The organism is Cryobacterium aureum, from assembly GCF_002954245.1.
Taxonomy (GTDB): Bacteria; Actinomycetota; Actinomycetes; order Actinomycetales; family Microbacteriaceae; genus Cryobacterium; species Cryobacterium aureum.
Genome location: NZ_PPTG01000009.1, coordinates 1 through 23,179 on the forward strand (window position 1 = coordinate 1; position 23,179 = coordinate 23,179).

The following is a 23,179-nucleotide window of genomic DNA, read 5'->3' on the forward strand; positions in this document are numbered from 1 at the left end:
GACCTCCTGGTCTGAAGTGGTTGGCCTTTGACAGCTCCACTACACAACCGGAGGTCCTCACCCACGTTCAATGACTACAGCGTGTCGTCACATTTACTCAACCAACCTGCCTGGGCAGTACAGCTAGGTCAGCGCGCGCAGCCCCGCGGCCACCAGCGCCGCCACGATCACGACGACGATGAACGGCGTCTTGATCGCGAACAACCCCGCCGCCACAATGACGGCGGGAATGCGGGCATCCACGGTGAGCGCCTGCCCGCTGCCGAGCGTCTGTACGGCGATCAGCGCAGCCAGCAGGGCTACGGTCAGCAGGTCGGCGATGCGCGAGGGGGTGGGCTTCTGCAAGAGGGCCGGAGGCACGAGGTAGCCCGCCAACTTGAGCGCGAGGACGGCGATCGACGCCGCAATGATGATCTGCCACAGCGTCACGCGCGCGACCTCGTTCTGCCGGTCGGTCGGCGAGCGGATGCCCCGCCCGGCAGGGCCGGTCCGCCCAGCCAGTTGAACACACCGACCACCACCGCCACGAGGGCGGCGACCAGCACGGGCAGCCCCGGCATGAGCACGGGCGTGAGCGTTGCTGCGACAACCGCAGCCGCGATGGCCACCGCGACCGCCTGCATCCGCTTGAGGCGAGGCCAGAGCAGACCAACGAACGCTGCTGCGGCGGCGGCATCGAGACCATAGGCCCGGGTATCGCCGAGGGCGTCGCCGATCAGTGCGCCGACGAGCGTGGTGATGTTCCAGCCGATGAAGACGGCCAAGCCGGTGACCCAGAAGCCGATGCGGCGGCTGCTGGGGGTGGGCTGGGCGAGGGCGACCGCGGTGGATTCGTCAATGGTGATCCAGCCGGCGGCCAGGCGTTTCCAGATCCCGCTGCCCACGATCGGGGCGGTGCGCATGCCATAGATGCCGTTGCGCACACCGAGCAGTGCTGCGCTCGCGATGGCAGCCGGCCCGACCGCGACGCCGCCGGCGGCGATCACACCGACGAGCGCAAATTGGGAACCCCCGGAGAACATGACGATGCTGATGAAGCTGGTCTGCCAGATGTCCAGTCCGGCGGCAACCGACAGTGCACCGAACGACACCCCGTAGGCGGCGGTGGCGAGCCCCACGGCGAGACCTTCACGGATGGCCAGCCGTTGCGCGCTTGTTTCGTCGTCGGTAGGGGTTGCCGGCACCGTGATGGGCGCCGGGGTCACCGGGAAAGGTCGACGCCGTGCACGCCGTTGTGAAAGCGCAGCGACGGGAACACGGCCGACACCGAGAACCCCAGCCCGGGAACCGTTCCAGCGTTGAACACGCCACCGAACAGCTGGGCGCGCTCGCGCATCTGCGTGATGCCGGGGCCGGCAATGCTCTCGCTGAGGGCCTTGAGGTCGTCCTCGATCGTGTACGGAGTGCGCGCGGCCTGTTCGCCGGTTTCCTTGCCGTCCCGGCGGGCTGCGGCTCGGATACCGTCATCGTCGACGAGCAGCTGCAGGCCGTCGCGGGTCCAGGTGAACGACACGCGCGCTTCGGTACCGACGCCGCCATGCTTGAGCGCGTTGGAGAGGGCGCTCTGCAGAATGCGGAAGATGGCGAGCTCGGCGCCGGCCTTGAGCGGGAATCGTTCACCCGATTCGATGAAGCTCACCACGAGCCCGGCGTCGCGCATCACGCGAAACAGGTCACGGGTCGACTGCGGGCCGGGCTGGAGCGCACCGACGGTTTCGCCTTCACGCACGATCGTCAATACCCGGCGCATGTCGGCGAGGGCTACCCGGCCGTCATCGACAAGGGCGGTGGCGGCGCGTACTGCCGTCGAGGGGTCGCTCTCGGCGGTATATCGCGCGCCCTCGGCGCGGGTGATGAGGCGGGCGATGGTGAGCACTGCGCCATCCTGCAGCTCGCGGATGATGGCGAGACGGCCCTGTTGCTCGGCGAGGGAAAGCTCCAGCTCGATGCGCACGCGCTCGGCGGCGTTGCGGTCGAACAGCACGCGGCGGGAGCGTAGCAGTGAGATGGTCCACAGCACGAGCAGCGCCCCGGAGAGTACGCCGAGTGCTGGTACCAGAAGTTGCGAAAAATCCACTGCTGACCGCCGTCTCGTGTGCCAAGCCCGGCGCACTGTAGAAATTGGGAAGTACCTTTTTTGTCGGAACAAAACGAACCGACAAAAAAGGCCACCCGGGGTGGAGCCCTGAGTGGCCTTTCGCTCCCCGACTTGGACTCGAACCAAGAACCTGCGCATTAACAGTGCGCTGCTCTGCCAATTGAGCTATCGAGGAATGCTTGAACAGCGTTGCTACTTTACCAAGGTTTCTTGGCTGTCCCAAACCACGACGACTGTCCATCGGCCCTGACTCGCCCGATTTACCAGCTCAACACCCCCGCAGCCCCCGAAAAGTGGGCCGCGGGCAACAATTGAGCAGTCTGATGCGCCAAGACCCGGTCGGGCGTGTCGGCCCGACTGCGACCGATTGCGCTTCGAAGCGGATGCGATCGGTCGCGACCTGCGATCAGCGCGCGGCTGCGGCATCCGTTTCATCGCTGCTGTCGTCGGCGTCGACGCTGGCCGCGTCAGTGACCCGGGCCGTATCGGCGGGATGTTGCAAGGCGGTGGCGAGTCCGCGCACATACGGGTGCCAGGGGTCTCGAAAGACGTCGTCTATGGTGCCGAGGCCGACCAGAACGCCCTGGTGCATGACGCCGATGCGGTTGGCTACCCGTTGCAGCACGGCCAGGTCGTGGCTGATGACGAGCGCCGAAAAAGACCGTTCCTGCTGCAATTCGCTGATCAGGTCGATGACCGCGTCGCGCACCAATACGTCAACGCCCGCTGTGGGCTCGTCAGCGATTAACAAGGCCGGACCGAACACGAGCGCACGGGCCAGCGCCACACGCTGTCGCTGACCGCTGGAGAGCTCGTATGGGTATTGACCCAGAACGGTCAGGGGCAGGCGCACGGCGTCGATCATGGTGGCCACCTGGGCACCGAGGGCGCGACGGTTGAATCGTCGATCGCGTTCGAGTACCGGCTCGGCGACGATCTCAGCCACCGTCATGGTCGACGGCAGGGTATCGGCAGCATCCTGAGCCAACAGCCCAACCCCGAACGTGAGCCGGGCCAGCTTGCGCTTGCTGATTCGGCGCAGGCCGAACCCGAGTACCGTCGCCTCTCCCCCGGTAATCTGCGGACGGATGCCGGTGGCGTCGCTCACAAAAGCGTCACCGGCTAGCACCCTGGCCAGGGTGCTTTTGCCGGAGCCGCTTTCGCCGAGCAGCCCTACCACCTCACCTGGCGCGATGCGCAGGGTGAACCCGTGCACCGCGACAAACGCCGGGCTGGCACCGTGTGGCGGGTATTCGATGGTCAGATCGCTGGTTTGGATTGGGGAAACGGATGCCGCGCCATGCCTCATGCGGTCTATCCGGCCGCGCGCAGGATGCGGAGTTCGTCCCTGCGCAATGCCTGTGCGGCCGGATCGGGCACCGGCAGCGAGGCGAGTAGGCGCTGGGTGTAGGCATCCTTCGGGGCACCGAGCACCTCGGCACCGGTACCCTCCTCGACCAGTTTTCCCTTGTACAGCACGGCAATGCGGTCGGCCAGAATGTCGACGACGGCGAGGTCGTGGCTGATGAACAGCGCCGCGAAGCCAAACTCCTTCTGCAGCTCGGCGAAGAGCTCGAGCACCTTCGCCTGCACCGACACGTCGAGCGCACTGGTTGGCTCATCCGCGATCAGCAGACTCGGTTCCAGCGCGAGACCGCGGGCGAGACTCGCCCGCTGGCGCTGGCCACCGCTGAGCTCGTGCGGGTAACGATCACCGTAGGCTTGCGGCAGCTGCACCGCCTCGAGCAGTTCGTTGACCCGCTTGCGGGCCGCCCCGGGGTTCGCGGCACGCCCGTGCACGACGAGCGGTTCGGCCACACACTCCGCGATCGTGAGCAGCGGGTTGAAGCTCGACGCCGGGTCCTGAAAGACAAAGCCGATGTCGCTGCGCACCTTCTTGAAGGCGCGTTCCTTGAACCCGTTCATTTCGTGACCGAGCACACTGAGGGAACCATCGGTCACCCGAGTGAGGCCGGCCATGGCACGGCCAATGGTGGTCTTGCCCGATCCGCTCTCGCCGACCAGACCGAGCACTTCGCCAGAACGGATGACGAAACTCACGCCGTCGACGGCGGTGAAACCCGGTTTTCCCAACCGGCCCGGGTACTGGATTTTCAGTCCGTCGGCCACAACGACCGGCGTCGACTCGGCCCAGGTTGTCTCGCGGGCTTCGAGCCGCGCGGTGGCCCGTGCCGTGCCCTGGCCGACGTGGGGCACCGAGCCGAGCAGGCGCTTGGTGTAGTCGTGTCGTGGTGCGGAGAAGAGTTCGTGAACGGGCGCCTCCTCCACGACCTTGCCCTCGTACATGACGACGACGCGGTCCGCGAGATCCGCGACGACGCCCATGTTGTGGGTGATCAGTACGATGGCGGTGCCGAATTCATCGCGGCAGCGACGCAGCAGGTCGAGGATCTCAGCCTGCACGGTCACATCGAGCGCGGTGGTCGGTTCGTCGGCCACGATCAGCCCGGGGTCGAGCACGAGCGCCATAGCGATGACCACACGCTGCTTCTGGCCGCCGGAGAACTGGTGCGGGTAGTAGTCGACGCGGCTTTCCGGGTCGGGGATTCCCACTCGGCCGAGAATCTCAATGGCCTTGGCGCGGGCTTCCTTGCGGCTGAACTCACCGTGAGCGCGAATTCCCTCGGCGATCTGCCAACCGACGGTGAACACGGGGTTCAGGGCAGTAGACGGCTCCTGAAACACCATGGAGACATCAGTCCCCCGCAGTTGGCGCAGCCTCTGCTTACTCACGGCGAGAACGTCGTTTGAATCGGCCCCGTCCTTGCTGCTGAGGACGACGGCACCGTGCGCGGTTGCCGTCTCTGGCAGCAGCCCGAGGATGGTCTTGGCCGTAACGCTCTTGCCGCTGCCGCTCTCCCCCACGATGGCCAGAATCTCACCGGGAGCGACCCGCAAGGTCACCCCGTCGACTGCTTTGACGGCACCGCCGTCGGTTGCAAACGTGACATTGAGGTTGTCGATGCGAACGACGTCGGGAAGGGACTGAGCGCTCATTATTTGGCCTCGAATGGGTCGTCGTGCGGGTGCGGGTTGACGGCTGGAGCGTCGGGTTCAAGCCCCTCGATTCCTCCGGGGCCGGCGGAGAGAGTTCCACCGGCAACGACGCTCGTTGCGGCGACGACGCCGGCGGTTTTGCCGGGGGCACGTCGACTGCGCAGGCGCGGGTCGGCAAGGTCGTTGAGGCTTTCACCCACAAGCGTGATGCCGAGAACCACGAGCACGATCGCCAATCCCGGGAACAGGCTGGTCCACCAGATGCCGCTGGTGACGTCGGACAGCGACTTGTTCAGGTCATAGCCCCACTCGGCAGCCGACGACGGTTCGATGCCGAAGCCGATGAAGCCCAGTCCCGCGAGGGTTAAGAGTGCCTCAGAGGCATTGAGAGTGAAGATCAGGGGCAGGGTACGGGTGGCATTGCGCAGTACGTGACGGAACATGATGCGTCCGTTGCTGGCTCCGAGAACGCGGGCCGACTCCACGTAGGCCTCGGCCTTGATGCGCACTGTCTCAGCGCGAATCACCCGAAAGTACTGCGGAATGAACACCACGGTGATTGAGATCGACGCGGCGAGGATGCCGCCGAAGAGGTCGGAGCGACCGCCGGAGATGACGATGCCCATGACGATTGCGAGCAGCAGCGCCGGGAAGGCGTAGACGGCGTCGCAGACGACGACGAGAATTCGGTCGAGCCAACCGCCGAAGTAGCCGGAGACGAGGCCGAGGGCCACTCCGGCGAAAATCGAGAGCACGACGGCGACGATCATCACGGTGATCGCGGTCTGCGACCCCCAGATGACGCGCGAGAGCACGTCGTAGCCACCGACGGTGGTACCGAGGAGGTGAGCGCCGCCGGGTGATTGCTGGGCACCGAAGGTTCCGTCCTCATCGCGAAGCTGGCTAAAGCCGTAGGGCGCCAGGAGCGGGGCAAAGATCGCGGTCAGGATGAAAATTCCAGTGATCACGAGGCCGGCAACGAGCATGCCTCGTTGCAGCCCAACGCTCTGCCGGAGCTGGTGCACAACGGGCAGTCGTGTCCACAGCGGAGCCTTCGGGGCGTGGGTGGTTTCAGTGAGCGTTGTCATGGTCAGTACCTCACTCGCGGGTCGATGAGCGCGGCGATGATGTCCACGATGAAGTTGGACAGTGCCACGATCACGGCGAGCAAAGCAACAATTCCCTGCACCGCTACGAAGTCACGGGCCTTGATAAATTCGATGAGCATGAAGCCCAGGCCCTTCCATTCGAAGGTGGTTTCGGTCAGCACGGCCCCACCCAGCAACAGTGCCACCTGCAATCCGATGACGGTGATGATCGGAATCAGCGCCGGTCGATAAGCGTGCTTGCTGACCAGGCGGAATTCGTTGACTCCCCGGGAGCGAGCAGCGTTGACGTAGTCCGTGCCCAGCGTTCCAATGACGTTGGTGCGCACGAGTCGCAGGAACACTCCGGCGGTCAGGAGTCCGAGAGCCAACGCGGGAAGCACCGCGTGTAGCAGAACGTCACCCAGTACGGCGGGATCGCCCGTCGTGACTGCGTCGATCAAATAGATACCGGTCTTGTCCGGAAGAAATTGCATCTGCAATTCGGAACCGACAGTGGCTCGGCCGGCGACTGGTAGCACCTTGAGCCAAACCGCGAAGATGAGCTTGAGCAGAAGCCCGGCGAAGAATACCGGGGTGGCGTAGCAGAGGATTGCGAAGACACGCAGGAAGGCGTCCGGCGCCTTGTCGCGCCAGTACGCGGCGACCATGCCGAGCGGGATCCCGACGATGAAGGCCACGATGAGCGCGTAGAACACGAGCTCGGCCGTCGCGGATCCGTAGGTCAACAGCACTTCAGAAACGGGACGATTCGTGCTGATGGTCGTTCCGAAGTTGCCAGTGAAGACCTGGCCGAGGTATTCGAAGTACTGAATAATGATCGGTCGGTCGTAGCCGGCCTCGTGGATGAGTACGGCGAGTTGATCCGGGCCGAGCTTGCCGCCGAGGGCGGCGGTGATCGGGTCTCCGGTCGTACGCATGAGCCAGAACACCATCGACACCAGGATGAAGATGGTGGGGAAGATGAGGAGGAAGCGGATGAGAAGGTAACGGCCTATTCCACCGCCCGGGCTGGATTTCTTCTTGGGACTACGCCCGGCCGCCGGTACGGGCGGCTTCATCGCCACAGTGGTCATTCCTACCTCACAATTGCAAAAAGAATCGGGGGCATCCAGCGATCGTGTCGCTGAACACCCCCGGTGATCAAACTAGAGAAAATTCTAGTCGCTGTACGGTCTAGCCCTTGGCCAGCGCGCCGTAACGGAACTTGAAGGACGCATCAAGTGTGTCTCCGGTTCCGGTGATGTCTGTTCCGGTGATGGCAACCTGAGAGCCCTGGAGCAGCGGCACGGTCGAGAGCGCAGCCGCAACCTTGTCCTGGATTTCTTCGATGAGCGCGGTACGCTCCGCGGCGTCGGTGGTGACGGCCTGCTTCTTGATCAGGGCAGTAACGTCGGCGTCGTCGTAGTGGTTCTTCAGGAAGTTGCCCTCGGCGAAGAACGGCGCCAGGTAGTTGTCAGCGTCGGAGTAGTCCGGGAACCAGCCGAGCTGGTAAGCGGGATACACGTCGGCGACTCGGTCCTTGGAGTACTGTACCCACTCAGTCGACTGCAGGCTGACGGTGAACAGGCCGGAGGCATCCAGCTGGTCCTTGATCAGCGCGTATTCGTCGCTCGAGCCGGGGCCGTAGTGGTCGGCGTTGTACTGCAGGTTAAGTGCGATCGGCGTGTTCACGCCGGCTGCGGCGAGGTCGGCCTTGGCCTTATCAACGTCCGGACCGCCCTCGCCGTCTCCGTAGAGACCCTTGAGCGACTCGGTTGCACCGGTCATTCCAGCGGGAACGTAGGAGTACAACGGGGTGTATGTGCCCTTGTAGACCTGATCGGCGAGCTCAGCGCGATCAACAACATCGGCGACTGCCGCACGAACGGCGAGGGCCTTGGCCGGGTCGGCGTCAGCGGTCGTCGTACCGAAGGGCTGCGTGTTGAAGTTGAAGGTGATGTAGCGAATTTCTCCACCGGGGCCGTCAACGACCTTGACCGCGTCGTTGCCGCGCAGGTCGTCAATGTCGGTCGCGGAGAGGCTGCGCCACGCGACATCGATGTTGCCTTCCTGCACGTCAAGCTTCAGGTTCGAGGCGTCGGTGTAGTACTTGACGCGGATGACATCTGTCTTGGCAGCGCCGAGCAGGCCTTCGTAGCCCTCGTACGCCTTATAGGAGAGCAGGTTGTTGAAGTCGTAGCTTGTCAGCACGTACTGGCCGGCGAACGCCTCAGCGGCAACGATGTCATCATCGGACGTGACCTCCGTTGCGGAGAAGGAATCTTCATCCACGATGACTCCAGCAGGGCTGGACAGAATTTGCGGGAAGATCTGGTCGTTCCCGGCCTTGAGCGTGAAGACAACCGTGGTGTCATCCACGGCAGCAGTGCTGTCGAGGTTGTAGAGCAGCGACGACGGGCCGACATCGGACGCGATCGCGAGCTGGCGGTCGAAGCTGAACTTGACGTCAGAGGCGGTGAGGGCGTTGCCATTGGCCCACTTGAGGTCGGGCTTGAGGACAACGGTGTATTCCGTGGGCGTTGTGAAGTCGGCGCTGACCGCGATGTCGGGTTCGACATCCGCCGTTCCGAATTGGCTGCTCATGAGGAAAGGGAAGACCTGGGTCTGCACCGAAAAGGAGCCATTGTCATAGGAGCCCGCCGGGTCGAGCGTGGTTACCTTGTCCGTCGTGCCTATCGTGATCGGGCCGCCTGAGGCCGCCGGGGCGGTGTTACCGCCGGATGCGCAGCCGGACAGAACCAGTGCGGCGACCGCGAGTCCGGTCGTGGCAACGAGAGCGCGCTTGCCGTTAGTGAATGCGGATATCATATCCGTCGTCCTCTTCCTGTAGAAGTCTCATGCCCAGGAGCACCCAAAAAAGGGCGCAGCCGTACATTGCTGTTAGGTAAGAATTAGCACAGAATTCGCAGAGAACCACGATCAGCCGCAGCTTCTTTACAGATCTGCAACAAAGTCCGGCTCATGTGTTGCATTTGGGAATTCAGTGCTCAGAAGTTGGTGATAAGTGTGCGCACCGGTGGGAATGCTATTCGTCGCGGAGGGCGCGGCGCTCGGCCTCGACCCGCACGAGTTCGCGCTGGAGGGTGCGATACATCGCGGCGTCACTCGCATCCGCTCGTTGAAGTCGACCAAGCAATTCGGCCTTGAGCCGAAGCAGGTCCTTGTCGATGAGCACGATCGTGATGTCGCGCACGTAGCGCGCGACGTCTTTCTCGGTGCGCTCCGGAAGGTTCGCCATAGCGAGTTCCTGCACGAGGTTCTTGAAACCGTCCGGCACCTCGGTGACAATCCGATCGAGCCAGTCTGCCGCTTCGAAGTGCGGAAGGCTCGCGGCAATCGCATCACGCACGACCGCGAGCGAGGTGTTTGCAAAGGATGTCTGCACCGCGCTGTCAAGAATATCCCGGCCGATCAGGGTGGGTCGCTGCAGCATGGCCATGAGGCCGTCGCGTTCGAGCCGGGTGACCGGGTCAGTGGGCAGTTCGACCAGCGAGAATGGTCGTTCCGGCATGACTTCGACCCCGCCGCTGTGGCGCGGCGCATTCGGGCCTCCGCTCGCCGAGGCGCGGGCGCCGGACTGGGCGTTCGTCACCGCCTTGGCGACATCGCCCATGTCGACGCCGAGCATGCGGGCCAGTTCACGGGTGTAGCCGGGGCGCAGCACCGGGTCGCGAATCTCGCCGACGACGGGGGCTGCGGCGCGCAGGGCGGCCGTTCGGCCCTCAACGGTGTCGAGGTTGTATTGCGCGAGAATCTGTCGAATCATGAACTCGAACATGGGTTTCTTCGAGTCGACCAGGCGACGGACGGCATCGTCACCGCGCTGCAGGCGCAGGTCGCAGGGGTCGAGGCCTTCCGGCCCGACGGCCACATAGGTCTGGGCGGAGAAGCGTTGCTCCTCGCTGAAGGCGCGCATGGCGGCCTTCTGACCGGCGGCGTCCGGGTCGAAGGTGAAGACGACTTCGCCGACGCCCGAGTCATCGCCGAGCACCCGGCGCAGCACCTTGATGTGGTCGACGCCGAAGGAGGTGCCGCAGGTAGCGACGGCGGTGGTGATGCCGGCCAGATGGCAGGCCATGACGTCGGTATATCCTTCGACCACGACGACCTGGTGGCTGCGGGAGATGTCGCGTTTAGCCAGGTCGAGCCCGTAGAGCACTTGGGCCTTGTGGTACACCGGCGACTCCGGGGTGTTGAGGTATTTGGGGCCCTTGTCGTCGTCGAGAAGTTTGCGGGCGCCGAAGCCGATGGTCTGCCCGGTGATGTCGCGAATCGGCCAGACCAGGCGGCCGCGAAAGCGGTCGTAGATGCCACTGGACCCCTCGCGGCTCGAGACCAGGCCGGAAAGCGTGAGTTCTTCGGTTGTGAAGCCGCGACCTCGCAGATGGTTAGTCAGTTCGTCCCAACTTTTCGGGGCGAACCCAACCCCGAATCGAGTTGCGGCATTGGCGTCGAATCCCCGCTGACCAAGGAATGCGCGGCCAACCTCGGCACCCGCGCTGCCGAGCTGTTCAATGAAAAAATCGGATGCCGCCTGGTTGGCCGCGAGCAGACGGGCGCGATTGCCATGGTCGGGAGCTGCGCCGGATCCGTCTTCATAGTGCAGATCGAGGCCGACTCGCCCGGCGAGGCGTTCAACGGCCTCGCTGAAACTGACGTGGTCCATTTTTTGCAGAAAAGAGTAGACGTCACCACTCTCACCACAGCCGAAGCAGTGGTAGAAACCGACCTGCGGCCGCACGTGAAAGCTGGGGCTACGCTCGTCGTGAAAGGGGCAGAGGCCCTTCATGGAGCCCACGCCAGCGGACTTCAACGTGACGTAGTCGCCGACGATGTCGGCGATGTTGGTTCGGGCTTTGACCTCTTCGATGTCACTTTGTCGAATCAGTCCAGCCATGCCTAAATTCTATCGTCCGAAGCGATGGGCTTCGTCGCGCGGCCCCCGGGCCCATGTTCGGACCATGGGCCCAGTCTATAAACTGGGCCCATGGTCCGGGCCCAGGCCCCGTCCAGAGAAGTGGGGCGGGCGGGGTGGCTAGCCCTGCACCAGGCGCTCGTACCAGGCCAGGGCGGATTGATCGGTCAGGCTCGCTACCTGGTCGACGATGACGCGTTTGCGGGCCGCGTCGTCGGCGGCAGCGTGCCAGTCCTCGCTGAAACCGGGGTCGAGGTGTTCGTCGCCGGAGTCGTGCAGGGTTTGGGCGAGCAGGGTGAGCACCTGACGCTGCTGCACGTAGATGGGCTTGCGCGTGTTGCGGGTCATGACGAAGGCGGCAACGATGCCCTTGAGCACCGCGATTTCGGCCTGGATCTCGCGGGGCACAGACACGCTGGCCCCGAAGCGCAGCATCTTCGCGCCGGGGTGCGCCTCCTTGGTGGCGTGCACCGCGGCCCCGCTGAACCGGCCGATCAGCTGGCTCGTGAGGTTCTTGAGGTGGCCCTGGTCGCGGCGCCCGGCCGTCCACGAGTCCATCCAGGCATCGAGCGAGTCGAGCCGGTTGAAAGCCGTCGCGAGGTCGTCGGCACTGGTTTCGTCGCCGACCCACTCCGACATGGTGGCGAGCAGCTCGTCGTGGTCGGTGCGGCTGCTGAGGGCTGCGACGTCGACGTAGCCGTTGACGATTGCGTCTTCGAAGTCGTGCACGCTGTACGCGATGTCGTCGGAGAGGTCCATCACCTGCGCTTCGATGCAGAGCTGACGGTCGGGTGCTCCTTCGCGCAGCCACTCGAACGCGGCCATGTCGTCCTGATAGAACCCAAACTTGGCCCGCCCGCTCGGGTCGTAGACCGAGGAACCTTCCGGCCAGGGGTACTTGCAGCTGGCGTCGAGGCTGGCCCGGGTGAGGTTGAGGCCGTAGCTGTGACCGTCGGGGCCGAACACCTTGGGCTCCAGCCGGGTGAGCAGGCGCAGAGTCTGGGCGTTACCCTCGAATCCGCCGATGTCCTCCGACCAGAGGCTCAGCGCTTTCTCGCCGTTATGGCCGAACGGCGGATGCCCGATGTCATGCGCCAGGCAGGCGGTATCGACGATGTCGGGGTCGACGTTCAGGCGCGAGGCAATCTCCCGCCCCACCTGGGCGACCTCGAGCGAGTGCGTCAGTCGATTGCGGGCAAAGTCGAGCCCGGCCGTTGGGCTGAGCACCTGCGTCTTGGCTGCGAGCCGGCGCAGGGCGCTGGAGTGCAATAAGCGCGCGCGGTCGCGGGCGAAATCGCTGCGCCGCGAGTAGTGCTCTTCGGGAAACCAACGGGCCTCGTCGGTCTCGCTGTACCCGGTTTTGTTAGCCACCGCTGGTGTCCCCTTCGCCCTCGGTCAAATTCAATCGTTGTGCACCCATGAGATCCTGCGACTCGAGCCAGTGCTCGGGCAGCGACGGTTTCTTCGGCGTTCCCGCTCGGCCCCGCGGCCCCTCAACATCAGCGCCCGGATACGGCAGCGAGGCGTCGAGGGTGCCGAGCAGGTCGTCGAGCTGCGCGAGGGACTGCACCATCGCGAGGCTCGCACGCAGGTCACCGCCCACCGGGTAGCCCTTGAAGTACCAGGCGACGTGCTTGCGAATGTCGCGGCAGGCCCGGTCTTCGCTGTCGAAGTACTCGGTGAGCAGTTCGGCATGGCGACGGAACGCGTTGATGACCTGGCCGAGACCCGGCTCGGCCTTCCGCTGCTGCCCGCGGAACGCCGCGTCGAGGTCGCCGAACAGCCACGGACGGCCGAGGCACCCGCGCCCGACGACGACGCCGTCGCAGCCGGTCTCGCGCACCATGCGCAGGGCGTCGTCGGCTGACCAGATATCGCCGTTTCCGAGCACCGGCACGTCGCTGATCGCGTTCTTGAGCTGTTCGATGGCCGACCAGTCGGCGTGGCCTGAGTAGAACTCGGCGGCCGTTCGCCCGTGCAGGGCGATGGAGGAGACGCCGGCTCCGGCGGCGGCCTTGCCGGCCTCGATGTAGGTGAGGTGATCGGCGTCGATGCCCTTGCGCATTTTCACGGTCACCGGAATCGGGCCGGCCGCCGTGACGGCGGCTTCGACGATCTGGCGGAACAAGCCGATCTTCCAGGGCAGGGCAGCTCCCCCGCCCTTGCGGGTGACCTTGGGTACCGGGCAGCCGAAATTGAGGTCGATGTGATCGGCGCGGTCTTCGGCCACGAGCATGGTCACGGCTTCGGAGACCGTCTTCGGGTCGACACCGTACAGCTGAATGGAGCGGGTGGTTTCGCTCTCGTGGTGGGTGATCAGCCGCATCGTCTCGGTGTTGCGCTCCACGAGCGCCCGGGAGGTGATCATCTCGCTCACGAAGAGTCCGGCGCCGTATTCGCGGCAGAGCCGGCGGAACGCCGTGTTGGTGATGCCGGCCATCGGTGCGAGCACCACGGGCACGTCGAGCGTGAGCGGGCCGATCGTCAGGGGCTTGATCAACGCCAACGGGTCGACGGTGGGAATGCGTGAAGTCATGTTGCGTCAATTCTCCCAGAAAGCGAGGGATCCGCGAATCCGCCGAGACGGCAGCCCAGGCGGCGCACAAAAGCGCAGCTGCCGGGCCGCGTCTGGTGGGCCGTGCGACAGCTGCGCTTTCGTGGAATGAGACCTTGGATTAGCTACAGCAGCCGCCACCACAGCATGAGCCGGCGGCATCATCCGTTGTCGCCTCGGTAAGCCCTCGGAGTTGGATTGTGGGTCGACCGGCTGCGTCGGTGTACACCGGCGGGACGGTAGCAGTGGTGTTGGTGTCGCTCATGCGATTTTCTCCTCTGATCTTTCGGTGAGTATCTGGTTGAGAGCCTGGGTAAAAGTAGCAGGATCCTGCGCGCCAGAGATGCCATACTTGCCTTCGATTACGAAAAACGGAACTCCCTGGATGCCGTATTCATTGGCCAGCGCCACGTCAGCTTTGACGTCCGCCAGGAACTCATTCGCGGTCAGTGCCCGCACGACGTCGGCACGATCAAGACCGATTTCTGCGGCCAGGTCGGCCAGGTCCTCGATCCGGCCAACATGGAGCCCCTCAACGAAGTATGCCTTCAGCAGGCGTTCCTTCATATCGAGCTGGCGATCGTGTGCCTTGGCATAGTGCAGCAGTTCGTGCGCGATGACCGTATTGGTCTGGTGCACCGAATCGTAGTCGTAGTGCAGGCCAACGCTCTCAGCGATGCCGGTAACACGTTCAAGCATCTCGGCCACTTGCCCGGGCGTCATACCCTTTTTCTGGCTCAGATAATCGGACGGGGTGCCGTCGAAGTCGACCGGGGTATCGGGTGACAGCTCGTAACTGTGATACTCCACGTCTACGCTTCCAGCAAACTCGGCGGCGCCGGCTTCAAACTTACGTTTACCGATGTAGCACCAAGGGCACTGCACATCGGACCAGATGTCGACCTTGACCGGGAAGTCGCTGGTCAGTGCGGTCGTCGTGGATTCAGTCGCTTCGGTCGTACTAATGTCAGTCACACTCGGGCCAACGGGACCCCGCTGCTGCGTATTCCCCCTTCGGTATATTCACAGTCGCTGCTCAGACCGTTGGAGTGTCGACCGCGCCGCCGTAGCGCCGGTTGCGGGAGGCATACAGCTCGACCGCGTGCCAGAGGTCGACCCGGGTGAAGTCCGGCCACAGCCTGTCGAGAAAAACCATCTCGGCGTATGCGCTCTGCCAGAGCAGAAAATTGCTCGTGCGTTGCTCGCCCGAACTGCGCACGAACAGGTCCACGTCGGGTAGTTCGGGCACGTACAGCCGCTTCGCGATGGCCTTCTCGGTGATTCCCGACGGCTTCAGCCTGCCGGCGGCGACGTCCTCGGCCAGCGCGCGCACGGCATCCGCTATTTCGGTGCGCCCGCCGTAGTTGACGCACATGGTGAGGGTGAGCACGTCGTTGCCGGCGGTGAGCTTCTCCGCGAATTGCAGTTCGTTAATAACGGATGCCCACAGCTTCGGTTTGCGCCCGGCCCATCGAATACGCACGCCCCACTCGTTGAGCTGATCGCGGCGGCGGTGCAGGACGTCGCGGTTGAAGCCCATCAGAAAGCGCACCTCGTCGGGCGAACGCTTCCAGTTTTCGGTGGAGAAGGCGTAGACGCTGAGGTGTTTGACGCCGATCTGGATGGCCCCGGCTACGACGTCGAGCAGGGCGGCCTCGCCGGCTTTGTGTCCCTCGATGCGGGTGAGGCCCTGACCGTTAGCCCAGCGGCCGTTGCCGTCCATGACGACGGCGACGTGCTCGGGCACGACCTTGCGGGGCAGCTCGGGCGGATACAGCCCGGTCCAGTCGAGTGGTTTGAACGGTACGGCGTCGCGGTGTGTGAACGGCACGGGCGTGGCACCCTTGAACCCGAACAGACTCGCCATCATCGGGCGACGTGTTCCAGAGAGCGTAGCCCGCGGCCCAGGTGCCACTGCGTGTAGGCGGCCACGACGCCAGCCGCCTGGCTTTGGGTGCGTTCCGGGGTGGCGGCGGCATGTTCCCAGTCGCCGGTGAGCAGCGCGCTGAGCAGGCCGATCGTCGCGGCGTCGAGCCGCGGGGACCCGGGCGGGGCGCAGGCATCGCAGACGAGGCCGCCCATCTGCACGACCAAGGCGCTGTGTTGTCCACCCTCGCCCAGAGCGCCAACCACGCCGCAGCGGGCGCAGTCCTGAAAGCTCGGAGCCCAGCCGGCCATCGACACCGCGCGGAGCAGATAGGAGTTGAGGGTGAGGTGGGAGCCGTGTTCCTGGCGGGACAGCGACCGCAGGGCGCCGACCAGCAGTAGGTATTGCTGCAGCGAGCCCTCGGATTCGGTGAGTTTGTCAGCAGTTTCGACCATGACGCTCGCGGCGGTGTAGCTGCCGTAGTCGGCGGTGATCAGGGCTCCATAGGAGCCGAGCGACTCGGCCTGCGTGATGATGTCGAGGCTGCGACCCTCATAGAGCTGCACGTCGGCGACCATGAACGGTTCGAGCCGGGCACCGAATTTTGAGCCGGTGCGCCGCACGCCCTTGGCGACAGCGCGCACCTTGCCGTGCGCTCGGGTGAGCAGGGTGACAATACGGTCGGCTTCACCCAGCTTGTGGGTGCGCAGCACGACGGCTTCATCTCGGTAGACAGGCACAGGCAATTATCCCACCCCACCGCTGCAGATTCCGTCATGGCTGGCCTCCCCCGCAAAACGGATATCTCTTCAGGGTTGAAATTCTGTCACTAGTCGGTCCTGGCTCTGGTCTTTCGGGCCGGACGGGGGGACACTTAAGGGCACGTAGTCCCCATGGTATGGAGGTTTTTCATGAAACCAGTCCAGGGCAGTCTGCCCGACATAATGCCCGTGCTGTCACGCGGCAAACACCGCACTCCAAAGGGCGGCGGATGCTTCATGGAATTCGCCTCCTACCTCGCTGGCGAGTCCTGGAGTGACCACCCCGCCTGCACCCATCCGGTGCTCGCCTCCCTGGCCCGCATGGTCAACGACTGCAGTTCCGACGACGCCCGGTCGCGGCTGGCGCTACTGATTCCATCGGTGATCGGCCTAACCGGGTCCGATAAGCGGGTTGAAGTTGCCGTCGCTCTGCGTGCCGGGTGCGAAGCGCTCCCGGTGGCGAGCCTGGAACGCCAGCGCGCGCTCGCGGTGGGCGTGCTGACCTGCGAGCGGAACACATCCGTTCTTGATCCGGCTCTGGCTGAGCGGGTGCGCCCGCTCATTCGGGCCGCTCTCGATGAAGCACCGGATGCCGAACGCTGGGCGCGTGACTTTATCGGCAGCGTGCGTTCCTGGTCGCACACCAAGTTCACTCCGCGCACCGCCGACACGATCATTCGCGTTGCGGTGCAGGGTATCGGTGAGGCCTGCATTGCCGACCCGGACGCCCGGCTGTATACCCTGCTCGACCACGCGATCAACGATTGCAGGGTGCTGCTGGGAACGCGCAGCCTGGACCGAACGGTGTATCTGCCCACGCTGGCCTGATCACCGGCTTACCGACCGCACCCGGATGGTGCAACGAAAGCCCAGACCCGCACTGACGGGACTGGGCTTTCGTGTGTCTGCGAGCGGACGCCGCTAAACGGCAGCCAGCTCCAGATCGCTGACCTCGGCCCGGATGCCGCGGTTGACCGCTGACACGACCGACTTGAGCGAGGCGGTGGAGATGTCCGCGTCGATGCCGACGCCCCAGTAGCGCTTGCCGTTCACATCGAGCTCGACATACGCGGCGGCCTGGGCGTCGCCGCCGGCCGAGAGTGCGTGCTCGACGTAGTCGTAGAGCGTGATGGCGATGCCGCGCTCGGCCATCACGCCGAGGAACGCGTTGATCGGGCCGTTGCCGGACCCGGTCGCCGGCGCCACGGTGTCGCCGTCGCGCAATTCAACCGCGAGGTCGACGGTGCCGGTCAGGTCGCTCGATGTACGGGTGGAGTGCAGTTCGAACCGACCCCACTTGGAATCGGGGAACTTGATTGCGGCCGGCAGGTACTCATCGTTGAAGATGTCCCAGATCTGCTCGCTCGTAACCTCGCAGCCCTCGGCGTCGGTCTTGGCCTGCACGACGCCGGAGAATTCGATCTGCAGCTTACGCGGCAGGTCGAGCGCATGGTCGGTCTTCAGCAGGTACGCAACGCCGCCCTTGCCTGACTGTGAGTTGACCCGAATCACGGCCTCGTAGCTGCGGCCGAGATCCTTGGGGTCGATCGGCAGGTAGGGAACGGCCCAGACCAGGTCGTTGACGGTGCAGCCCTGCTTGGCTGCATCGGCATCCATCGCTTCGAAGCCTTTTTTGATGGCGTCCTGGTGCGAGCCGCTGAACGCGGTGAAGACCAGGTCACCGGCCCACGGGTTGCGTTCGGGTACCGGCAACTGGTTGCAGTACTCGGCGGTGCGCTTGATCTCGTCGATGTTGCTGAAGTCGATCTGCGGGTCGATTCCCTGCGTGAACAGGTTGACGCCGAGGGCGACGAGGTCGACATTGCCGGTGCGCTCACCGTTGCCGAACAGGCAGCCTTCGATGCGGTCGGCGCCGGCCAGGTATCCGAGTTCGGCGGCGGCGATGGCGGTTCCGCGGTCGTTGTGCGGGTGCAACGAGATGAGGATGTTCTCGCGTTGGGTCAGGTGACGGCCCATCCACTCGATGGAGTCGGCGTACACGTTGGGTGTGGCCATCTCGACGGTGGCCGGCAGGTTGATGATGACCTTGCGCTCCGGGGTGGGGGCCAGAATCTCAATGACCTGGTTGGTGATGTCGACGGCGAAGTCGAGCTCGGTGCCGGTGAAGCTCTCCGGGGAGTATTCGTAGTAGATGGTCGTGCCGGGAATGGTCGATTCCATCTGCTTGCACAGGCGCGCTCCGAACAGGGCCAGGTCGACAATGCCCTGCTTCTCTTCGCGAAAGACAACCTCGCGCTGCAGGATGCTCGTGGAGTTGTAGAAGTGCACGATGGCCTGCTTGGCTCCGGCGATCGACTCGTAGGTGCGCTTGATCAGGTGCTCGCGCGCTTGGGTGAGCACCTGGATGGTGACGTCGTCGGGAATGGCGTTCTCGTCGATGAGGCTGCGCACGAAGTCGAAGTCGGTCTGGCTCGCCGAGGGAAAGCCCACCTCGATTTCCTTGTAGCCCATGCGCACGAGCAGATCGAACATGATGCGCTTGCGCTCGGGACTCATCGGGTCGATGAGCGACTGGTTGCCGTCACGCAGGTCGACCGCACACCAGCGCGGGGCAACCGTGATGTGCTTACTCGGCCAGGTACGGTCGGGCAGGTCAACGGCGAACTGCTCGTGATACGGGCGGTAGCGGTGGATCGGCAGGGTGGATGCGGTCTGATTGTTCTTCATGGTCCTGTTTCCTCGTGGGTGTCGTACAGCCAACGACGAACGCCGCGACGAGGGAGGCCTTTAGATTAGGACTCGTCGCGGCAGCTAAGGAGGAGCGCACCGTTCAACACATTTTCAGGCTAGCACCGTTTGGGAGCGCTGAGACTCCCGTTTGTTTCCACGCCTCGTTCAGCGGATGCTATTGGCCAAGCCCGCGCATCAAGGTCACGACCTCCCGCATCGACAGGCTCGGCAGATAGGCCCGGGCCAGGGCGAGCCCGATCTCTGGCAGCGCAACCGGGTCGGGAAAGGCCATGAAGACGGGGGCGAATTCCGGCTGAAACTTACGTTTGAACGCGAGCAGCGACCGAAACCCGTAGACCGGTTCGAGCGTGCGCCCGAGGTATTCGAGCAGTCGATCGGCCACTCCCCCCGGCCTGGGCCCGGCAGCCGGGGCGAGCGGCGCTATGGACAGGCTGAGAAACTCGATCTGCGTGCTCTGCTGCATCCACTCTGCCGTTTGGGCGATCAGAAATTCCATCACCCCGTTGATACTGTCCGGCCGGCGTCGCATGAAGTCGAGTGTGTAGCCGACAATTTCGCCGTCGCGGCAGGTCGGCAGCCAACTGGTCACGGCGTGCACGCGGTCTCTATCGTCGACGGCGAGCATGAGCCGCACCATCGGGTCGCGCAATTCATCGAGGCCGCCGAGGGTGAACCCCAGTTCGGGGAGTTCCTTCTCTTGCACCCACTGCTCAGAGATTTCGGCGATTTGCGCCGCCTGGGCCAGCGACAGCGCCCGGTAGCTGGTCCAGACCGCCCGCACCCCGGCCCGGTCGGCCCGGTTGATGGACGAGCGGATGTCCTGCCACTTTTTTCCGGTGGTGCTCCAGCTGCTCGGATTGAGCAGTGTCTCCTCCCCCACCTGCATGGTGTGCCACCCCATCGCGTTGAAAACCGGGTGCCAGCTCGCGTGCAGGCTGTAGAACACCGGCACCCAGCCGTGGTCGTCGCACATGCGGGCGAAAAGAGCGACGGCCTCAGCGGCCTCGGACGGCGGTCCGACCGGTTCCGACGTGGTGATGGCGATGCCGTTGACCACGCGATAGGCGATCGCCGTGCGCCCACTCGCGGTGAACCAGAGGGAATTACCGGTCCAGGTGGTCATGAACCCGAGGGATCCGCCGCCGTGGTCGGCGAGCAGGGTGCGCAGCCTGCCCGGAGCGTCGGCGGTCGGGCCGACCGACGCGCTCCGCAGGCAGACAATCGCGCCTACGAACACGACGATCCAGAATGCAGCGCCGACACCGTCGTACAGGGCGGTGGCGAGCGGGTCCGTTGGAAGAAAAGACACTCGCTCGAGGCGCAGAAACCCGACCGGAATGAAGCGCTCCGGCACGTCCGCGAGCAGGTCGAGCAGGGTGACGGCTGGCCGAAAATGGTCGCGGAGCAGCCAGCCGACGCCGATATAGAACGCGGAGAGGGCGGCGAGGCTTCCGGCCGTGACGAGCACAAACCGGCGCCGCACGCCGGTGCGGGAAACCACCGGAAAGCGACGCAGATGGCCGAGGATGACGAGGGCAACGGCGAGCGGCACGAGCACCGACACCATGAGGATGAGCGTGACTTCCCAGTACCGGCCAGATTGCCACTGCCAGACGTAGGCCTGCCCGGAGATCGGCAGCAGCCCGTAATACCAGGCGGCGAGCAGGGCCAGCCCGGTGTTGATGGTTATTCCCAGCCACGCGGCGAACCGGCGGCCGCGGGCCAAGCCGAAGGCAGCAACGACGAGGGTGAGCAACGGCAGCAGGCTGACCAGCACCGGGCCGGCCCCGCCGATGCGTTCGAGGCTGAGATCCTGCACGCACTGCCGGGTCACGTCCCCCAGCAGACAGCGGTCGACAACCTCCCCGGCCGTCGGAACCTCCTGGGTGAGCAGCAGGCCGAGCGGTGCAAGCAGACCGAACCGGGCGCCGGAGAAGATGGTGACGACCGGACCGACCGCAACCATACCGACGATGGCGGCCAGCAGGGTGCGAGTTTCGTGGTCGGAACTGCGCCGCCACGACGTGACCCGCAGCGGCGGGCGCCACAGCCAGCCGACGCCGAGACCGACAACGGCGGCCAGCAGCCGGTAGACGTCGGAGGGCTGGCCGGAATAGAGCATGAGCACGAGCACCGTCGACAGTCCGAGAACCCGGATGCGACGCCGCCAAAGCGGCCCGGCGAAGTAGCTGGCCGCCAGGGCACTGCCGAACATGGGGGCGAACGGGTCGATCGCCCACAACTCGCTCACGCCGCGCGACCACATTTCGCCGCCGGCCACGCCGAGGTACTGGGCGCCGAGGCCGATTCCGGCACCGAGAATCGACGTCACCAGAAAGGCGATGATGGTGCGCCGGGTTCCCATCAGCCGTTCAGCGAATCCCAGCAGAACCAGCGCACCGGCCAGCGCCACCAACAATTCGGCACCGTTGTCAACGAAGAACACCGAGGTGAGCGGCGACCACCAATGTCCCCGGTCGATGACCGACTCGTAGCCGGTGCCGAAAAAGAGACGGATGCCCCGCGACGGCCCCGAAATCACCCCGCTGACCAGCGCGACGAGCAGGAGGACGACCGCGAAGGCGACCGCGAACGGCCGCTGCGAACCCAGTCGGTAGAACGCCGGGACTTTGGTCTCCGGTGCCCGGAAGCGCTTGGCCGGTTCGTGCGCGATCCGTTCGCCGGTCATCGTTTCATCGCCACCACGTGCGGTGCGAGCAGCCCTGTGCGGGCAGCGATGATGGGCAGGGCCGTGGTCCAGGCGTAGTCGACGGTGTGCCAGTCGTGGGCTGTTCCGGACGATTCGAACAGGCGACTGTCGACGCCGGCGCGCTCTGCAGCATCCACTACCGCGTGCACCTCCGGCAGAAAGCGCATGTCGCCGTCACCGACCACGAAGATAGCGGCAAGATCGGCATAGGGTGCGTGGGCGGCGAGAATTGCGGACGGTGCTGCGGCGGCGTACGAAGCGGCACTACCGTTGAAACCGGTTGCCACCGTGTGCGCCTCGCTTCCGTTGCTGGGAACGAGCTCTCCCGAGATGTCGAAAATCGTTCCGTACAGCTGCGGATGCGCCGCGCCCAGTTGAATCGAACAGGTGCCGCCCTGGGAGAATCCGGCGATGGTCCAGCCCGCGGGCTGGGCGACCACGTGCAGGTGCGCATGGATCCAGTTGGGAACATCGACGGTGAGGTAGCTGGCCGCGTTGCCCAGTTTCGAGTCCACGCACATCGGATTTCTGTCCGGCGCGCCGAGCTGGTCTGGGACCACGACGATGGGCGCGAGGCCCGAATGCGCCTGGGCATACCGGTCGAGAATGCCGGCGAGGCCACCGGCCGTGAACACGTCGCTCGGGCTGCCGGGTTGGCCGGACAGCATCTCGACCACGGGCAGTGCCGGTGGATTGTTTCCCGTCGCTGCGGACGGCAGATAGACCAAGGCAGAGCGTGCGGCGAACCCGGAGACCGTGGCCGGTATGGTCACGGTGCCGACGATTCCGGTCGGGGAATCGGTGCTGGCCGATTGCGCTTCGCTCCGCGCCGTCGCCAGCGCCTGATCGAGCGGCTGGTAGCCCACCAGCCCGAGAGCCACTCGCAGTGTCGGGAATTGGCCGATATCGGCGTTGATTCCGGCCGCCGCGCTGAGCAGGCAGAGGGGCAGAGCGCAAATCGAGACGACACGTCGCCACCGAACCTGGCCGCGCAGGTTCAGCAGCACAACGGCGATGCCGGCCCCCAGGGTTACTGTCCAGAGCCGGGTTCCGATCGACAGTGACACGCCCCAGGGATCCCAGATGTCGCTGACCAGCCAGGCCAGCAGCCAAGCAGCGGCAGCCCCGACGACGGCACCGATGACGGTCATGACGGCTCGACGCACGCCGGTCGGGCCGAGTAAGACGAGCAGCAGTGCAAGGCCGGTGACGCCGTAGAGTACCGCGAGGAGGGGTGCGTCGATGAGGTTGAGATCGAGCGGGTTGATGCCCGAGAGCAGCGAGTTCATCCAGAGCCTCCGCGCCTACTCTGGCACCACGGGCACGTTCGTGGACGGGCACCGCTGAGTTTTCAGCCAGCGCTCGGAAAAATCAAAGCTGGCTGACAGTCAACACTCAACCGTTGAGCGGATGCCGGGCCCGTCGGTCGCGGGAC

General features: G+C 64.9%; 18 protein-coding genes and 1 tRNA gene. 1 reads left to right on the forward strand and 18 read right to left on the reverse strand.

Annotated features, from left to right (window positions below; genetic code table 11):
* Positions 1–123: 123 nt before the first annotated feature.
* The 15 genes from CJ028_RS03005 to recO form a co-directional block, all read right to left on the reverse strand.
* Positions 124–429, reverse strand: a complete 306-nt coding sequence (locus tag CJ028_RS03005) for an AzlD domain-containing protein (RefSeq protein WP_105033811.1) — start codon at positions 427–429, stop codon at positions 124–126.
* Positions 426–1,205 (reverse strand): AzlC family ABC transporter permease, encoded by a 780-nt coding sequence (locus tag CJ028_RS03010; protein WP_240607058.1) that lies wholly within the window; start codon positions 1,203–1,205, stop codon positions 426–428. The genes CJ028_RS03005 and CJ028_RS03010 overlap by 4 nt, the downstream gene beginning before the upstream one ends.
* Positions 1,202–2,077 carry a sensor histidine kinase gene (locus CJ028_RS03015; protein ID WP_105033812.1) on the reverse strand — a complete coding sequence of 292 codons (876 nt, stop codon included), beginning with the start codon at positions 2,075–2,077 and terminating at the stop codon, positions 1,202–1,204. The genes CJ028_RS03010 and CJ028_RS03015 overlap by 4 nt, the downstream gene beginning before the upstream one ends.
* Before the next feature lie 123 nt (positions 2,078–2,200).
* A tRNA-Asn gene (locus CJ028_RS03020) sits at positions 2,201–2,273 on the reverse strand.
* Between the two features lie 231 nt (positions 2,274–2,504).
* The gene (locus CJ028_RS03025; RefSeq protein ID WP_105033813.1) at positions 2,505–3,407 is read right to left on the reverse strand and encodes an ATP-binding cassette domain-containing protein; all 903 of its coding nucleotides are present in this window, start codon (positions 3,405–3,407) and stop codon (positions 2,505–2,507) included.
* Positions 3,408–3,412: 5 nt separating this feature from the next.
* A complete protein-coding gene (locus CJ028_RS03030) occupies positions 3,413–5,116 on the reverse strand; it encodes a dipeptide ABC transporter ATP-binding protein (protein ID WP_105033814.1) in 1,704 nt (567 codons plus the stop codon).
* Entirely contained in the window at positions 5,116–6,204 is a 1,089-nt protein-coding gene (locus CJ028_RS03035) for an ABC transporter permease (protein ID WP_105033815.1), read from the reverse strand. Before CJ028_RS03035 ends, CJ028_RS03030 begins: the two co-directional genes overlap by 1 nt.
* 2 nt (positions 6,205–6,206) lie before the next feature.
* On the reverse strand, positions 6,207–7,298 hold the full coding sequence (locus CJ028_RS03040) for an ABC transporter permease (protein ID WP_105033816.1): 1,092 nt from the start codon (positions 7,296–7,298) through the stop codon (positions 6,207–6,209).
* A gap of 100 nt (positions 7,299–7,398) precedes the next feature.
* Entirely contained in the window at positions 7,399–9,033 is a 1,635-nt protein-coding gene (locus CJ028_RS03045; protein WP_105033817.1) for an ABC transporter substrate-binding protein, read from the reverse strand.
* A gap of 217 nt (positions 9,034–9,250) precedes the next feature.
* Positions 9,251–11,122, reverse strand: a complete 1,872-nt coding sequence (gene dnaG, locus CJ028_RS03050; RefSeq protein ID WP_105033818.1) for a DNA primase — start codon at positions 11,120–11,122, stop codon at positions 9,251–9,253.
* A 138-nt stretch (positions 11,123–11,260) separates the two neighbouring features.
* Positions 11,261–12,511, reverse strand: a complete 1,251-nt coding sequence (locus CJ028_RS03055) for a deoxyguanosinetriphosphate triphosphohydrolase (protein ID WP_105033819.1) — start codon at positions 12,509–12,511, stop codon at positions 11,261–11,263.
* The gene (dusB, locus tag CJ028_RS03060; protein ID WP_105033820.1) at positions 12,504–13,676 is read right to left on the reverse strand and encodes a tRNA dihydrouridine synthase DusB; all 1,173 of its coding nucleotides are present in this window, start codon (positions 13,674–13,676) and stop codon (positions 12,504–12,506) included. The genes CJ028_RS03055 and dusB overlap by 8 nt, the downstream gene beginning before the upstream one ends.
* Positions 13,677–13,955: 279 nt before the next feature.
* Complete coding sequence (locus CJ028_RS03065; protein WP_240607097.1) at positions 13,956–14,660, reverse strand: DsbA family oxidoreductase; 705 nt, start codon at positions 14,658–14,660, stop codon at positions 13,956–13,958.
* Between the two features lie 70 nt (positions 14,661–14,730).
* Positions 14,731–15,564: an isoprenyl transferase gene (locus CJ028_RS03070; protein ID WP_240607059.1), complete on the reverse strand. Its 834-nt coding sequence runs from the start codon at positions 15,562–15,564 to the stop codon at positions 14,731–14,733.
* On the reverse strand, positions 15,561–16,301 hold the full coding sequence (recO, locus tag CJ028_RS03075; RefSeq protein WP_105033821.1) for a DNA repair protein RecO: 741 nt from the start codon (positions 16,299–16,301) through the stop codon (positions 15,561–15,563). Before recO ends, CJ028_RS03070 begins: the two co-directional genes overlap by 4 nt.
* A gap of 171 nt (positions 16,302–16,472) precedes the next feature.
* On the opposite strand from recO, the gene CJ028_RS03080 reads away from it, so the two are divergent.
* The gene (locus tag CJ028_RS03080; protein ID WP_240607060.1) at positions 16,473–17,150 is read left to right on the forward strand and encodes a hypothetical protein; all 678 of its coding nucleotides are present in this window, start codon (positions 16,473–16,475) and stop codon (positions 17,148–17,150) included.
* A 93-nt stretch (positions 17,151–17,243) separates the two neighbouring features.
* Here the strand turns inward: CJ028_RS03080 and leuA are convergent, their stop codons facing one another.
* From leuA to CJ028_RS03095, 3 genes are all read right to left on the reverse strand, one after another.
* On the reverse strand, positions 17,244–19,010 hold the full coding sequence (gene leuA / locus CJ028_RS03085) for a 2-isopropylmalate synthase (RefSeq protein ID WP_105033823.1): 1,767 nt from the start codon (positions 19,008–19,010) through the stop codon (positions 17,244–17,246).
* Positions 19,011–19,188: 178 nt separating this feature from the next.
* Positions 19,189–21,723, reverse strand: coding sequence for a bifunctional lysylphosphatidylglycerol flippase/synthetase MprF (locus tag CJ028_RS03090; protein ID WP_105033824.1), 2,535 nt, complete (start codon positions 21,721–21,723; stop codon positions 19,189–19,191).
* Positions 21,720–23,033: an alpha/beta hydrolase gene (locus CJ028_RS03095; protein WP_105033825.1), complete on the reverse strand. Its 1,314-nt coding sequence runs from the start codon at positions 23,031–23,033 to the stop codon at positions 21,720–21,722. The genes CJ028_RS03090 and CJ028_RS03095 overlap by 4 nt, the downstream gene beginning before the upstream one ends.
* Positions 23,034–23,179: the final 146 nt, after the last annotated feature.

What these genes read in the sequence shown, in the direction of transcription:
- CJ028_RS03025 (WP_105033813.1), bottom strand. Translation starts at nt 3,407, where the DNA reads ATGAGGCATGGCGCGGCATCCGTTTCCCCAATCCAAACCAGCGATCTG.
- CJ028_RS03030 (WP_105033814.1), bottom strand. Translation starts at nt 5,116, where the DNA reads ATGAGCGCTCAGTCCCTTCCCGACGTCGTTCGCATCGACAACCTCAAT.
- CJ028_RS03035 (WP_105033815.1), bottom strand. Translation starts at nt 6,204, where the DNA reads ATGACAACGCTCACTGAAACCACCCACGCCCCGAAGGCTCCGCTGTGG.
- CJ028_RS03040 (WP_105033816.1), bottom strand. Translation starts at nt 7,298, where the DNA reads ATGACCACTGTGGCGATGAAGCCGCCCGTACCGGCGGCCGGGCGTAGT.
- CJ028_RS03045 (WP_105033817.1), bottom strand. Translation starts at nt 9,033, where the DNA reads ATGATATCCGCATTCACTAACGGCAAGCGCGCTCTCGTTGCCACGACC.
- dnaG (WP_105033818.1), bottom strand. Translation starts at nt 11,122, where the DNA reads ATGGCTGGACTGATTCGACAAAGTGACATCGAAGAGGTCAAAGCCCGA.
- dusB (WP_105033820.1), bottom strand. Translation starts at nt 13,676, where the DNA reads ATGACTTCACGCATTCCCACCGTCGACCCGTTGGCGTTGATCAAGCCC.
- CJ028_RS03070 (WP_240607059.1), bottom strand. Translation starts at nt 15,564, where the DNA reads ATGATGGCGAGTCTGTTCGGGTTCAAGGGTGCCACGCCCGTGCCGTTC.
- CJ028_RS03080 (WP_240607060.1), top strand. Translation starts at nt 16,473, where the DNA reads ATGAAACCAGTCCAGGGCAGTCTGCCCGACATAATGCCCGTGCTGTCA.
- leuA (WP_105033823.1), bottom strand. Translation starts at nt 19,010, where the DNA reads ATGAAGAACAATCAGACCGCATCCACCCTGCCGATCCACCGCTACCGC.
- CJ028_RS03090 (WP_105033824.1), bottom strand. Translation starts at nt 21,723, where the DNA reads ATGACCGGCGAACGGATCGCGCACGAACCGGCCAAGCGCTTCCGGGCA.
- CJ028_RS03095 (WP_105033825.1), bottom strand. Translation starts at nt 23,033, where the DNA reads ATGAACTCGCTGCTCTCGGGCATCAACCCGCTCGATCTCAACCTCATC.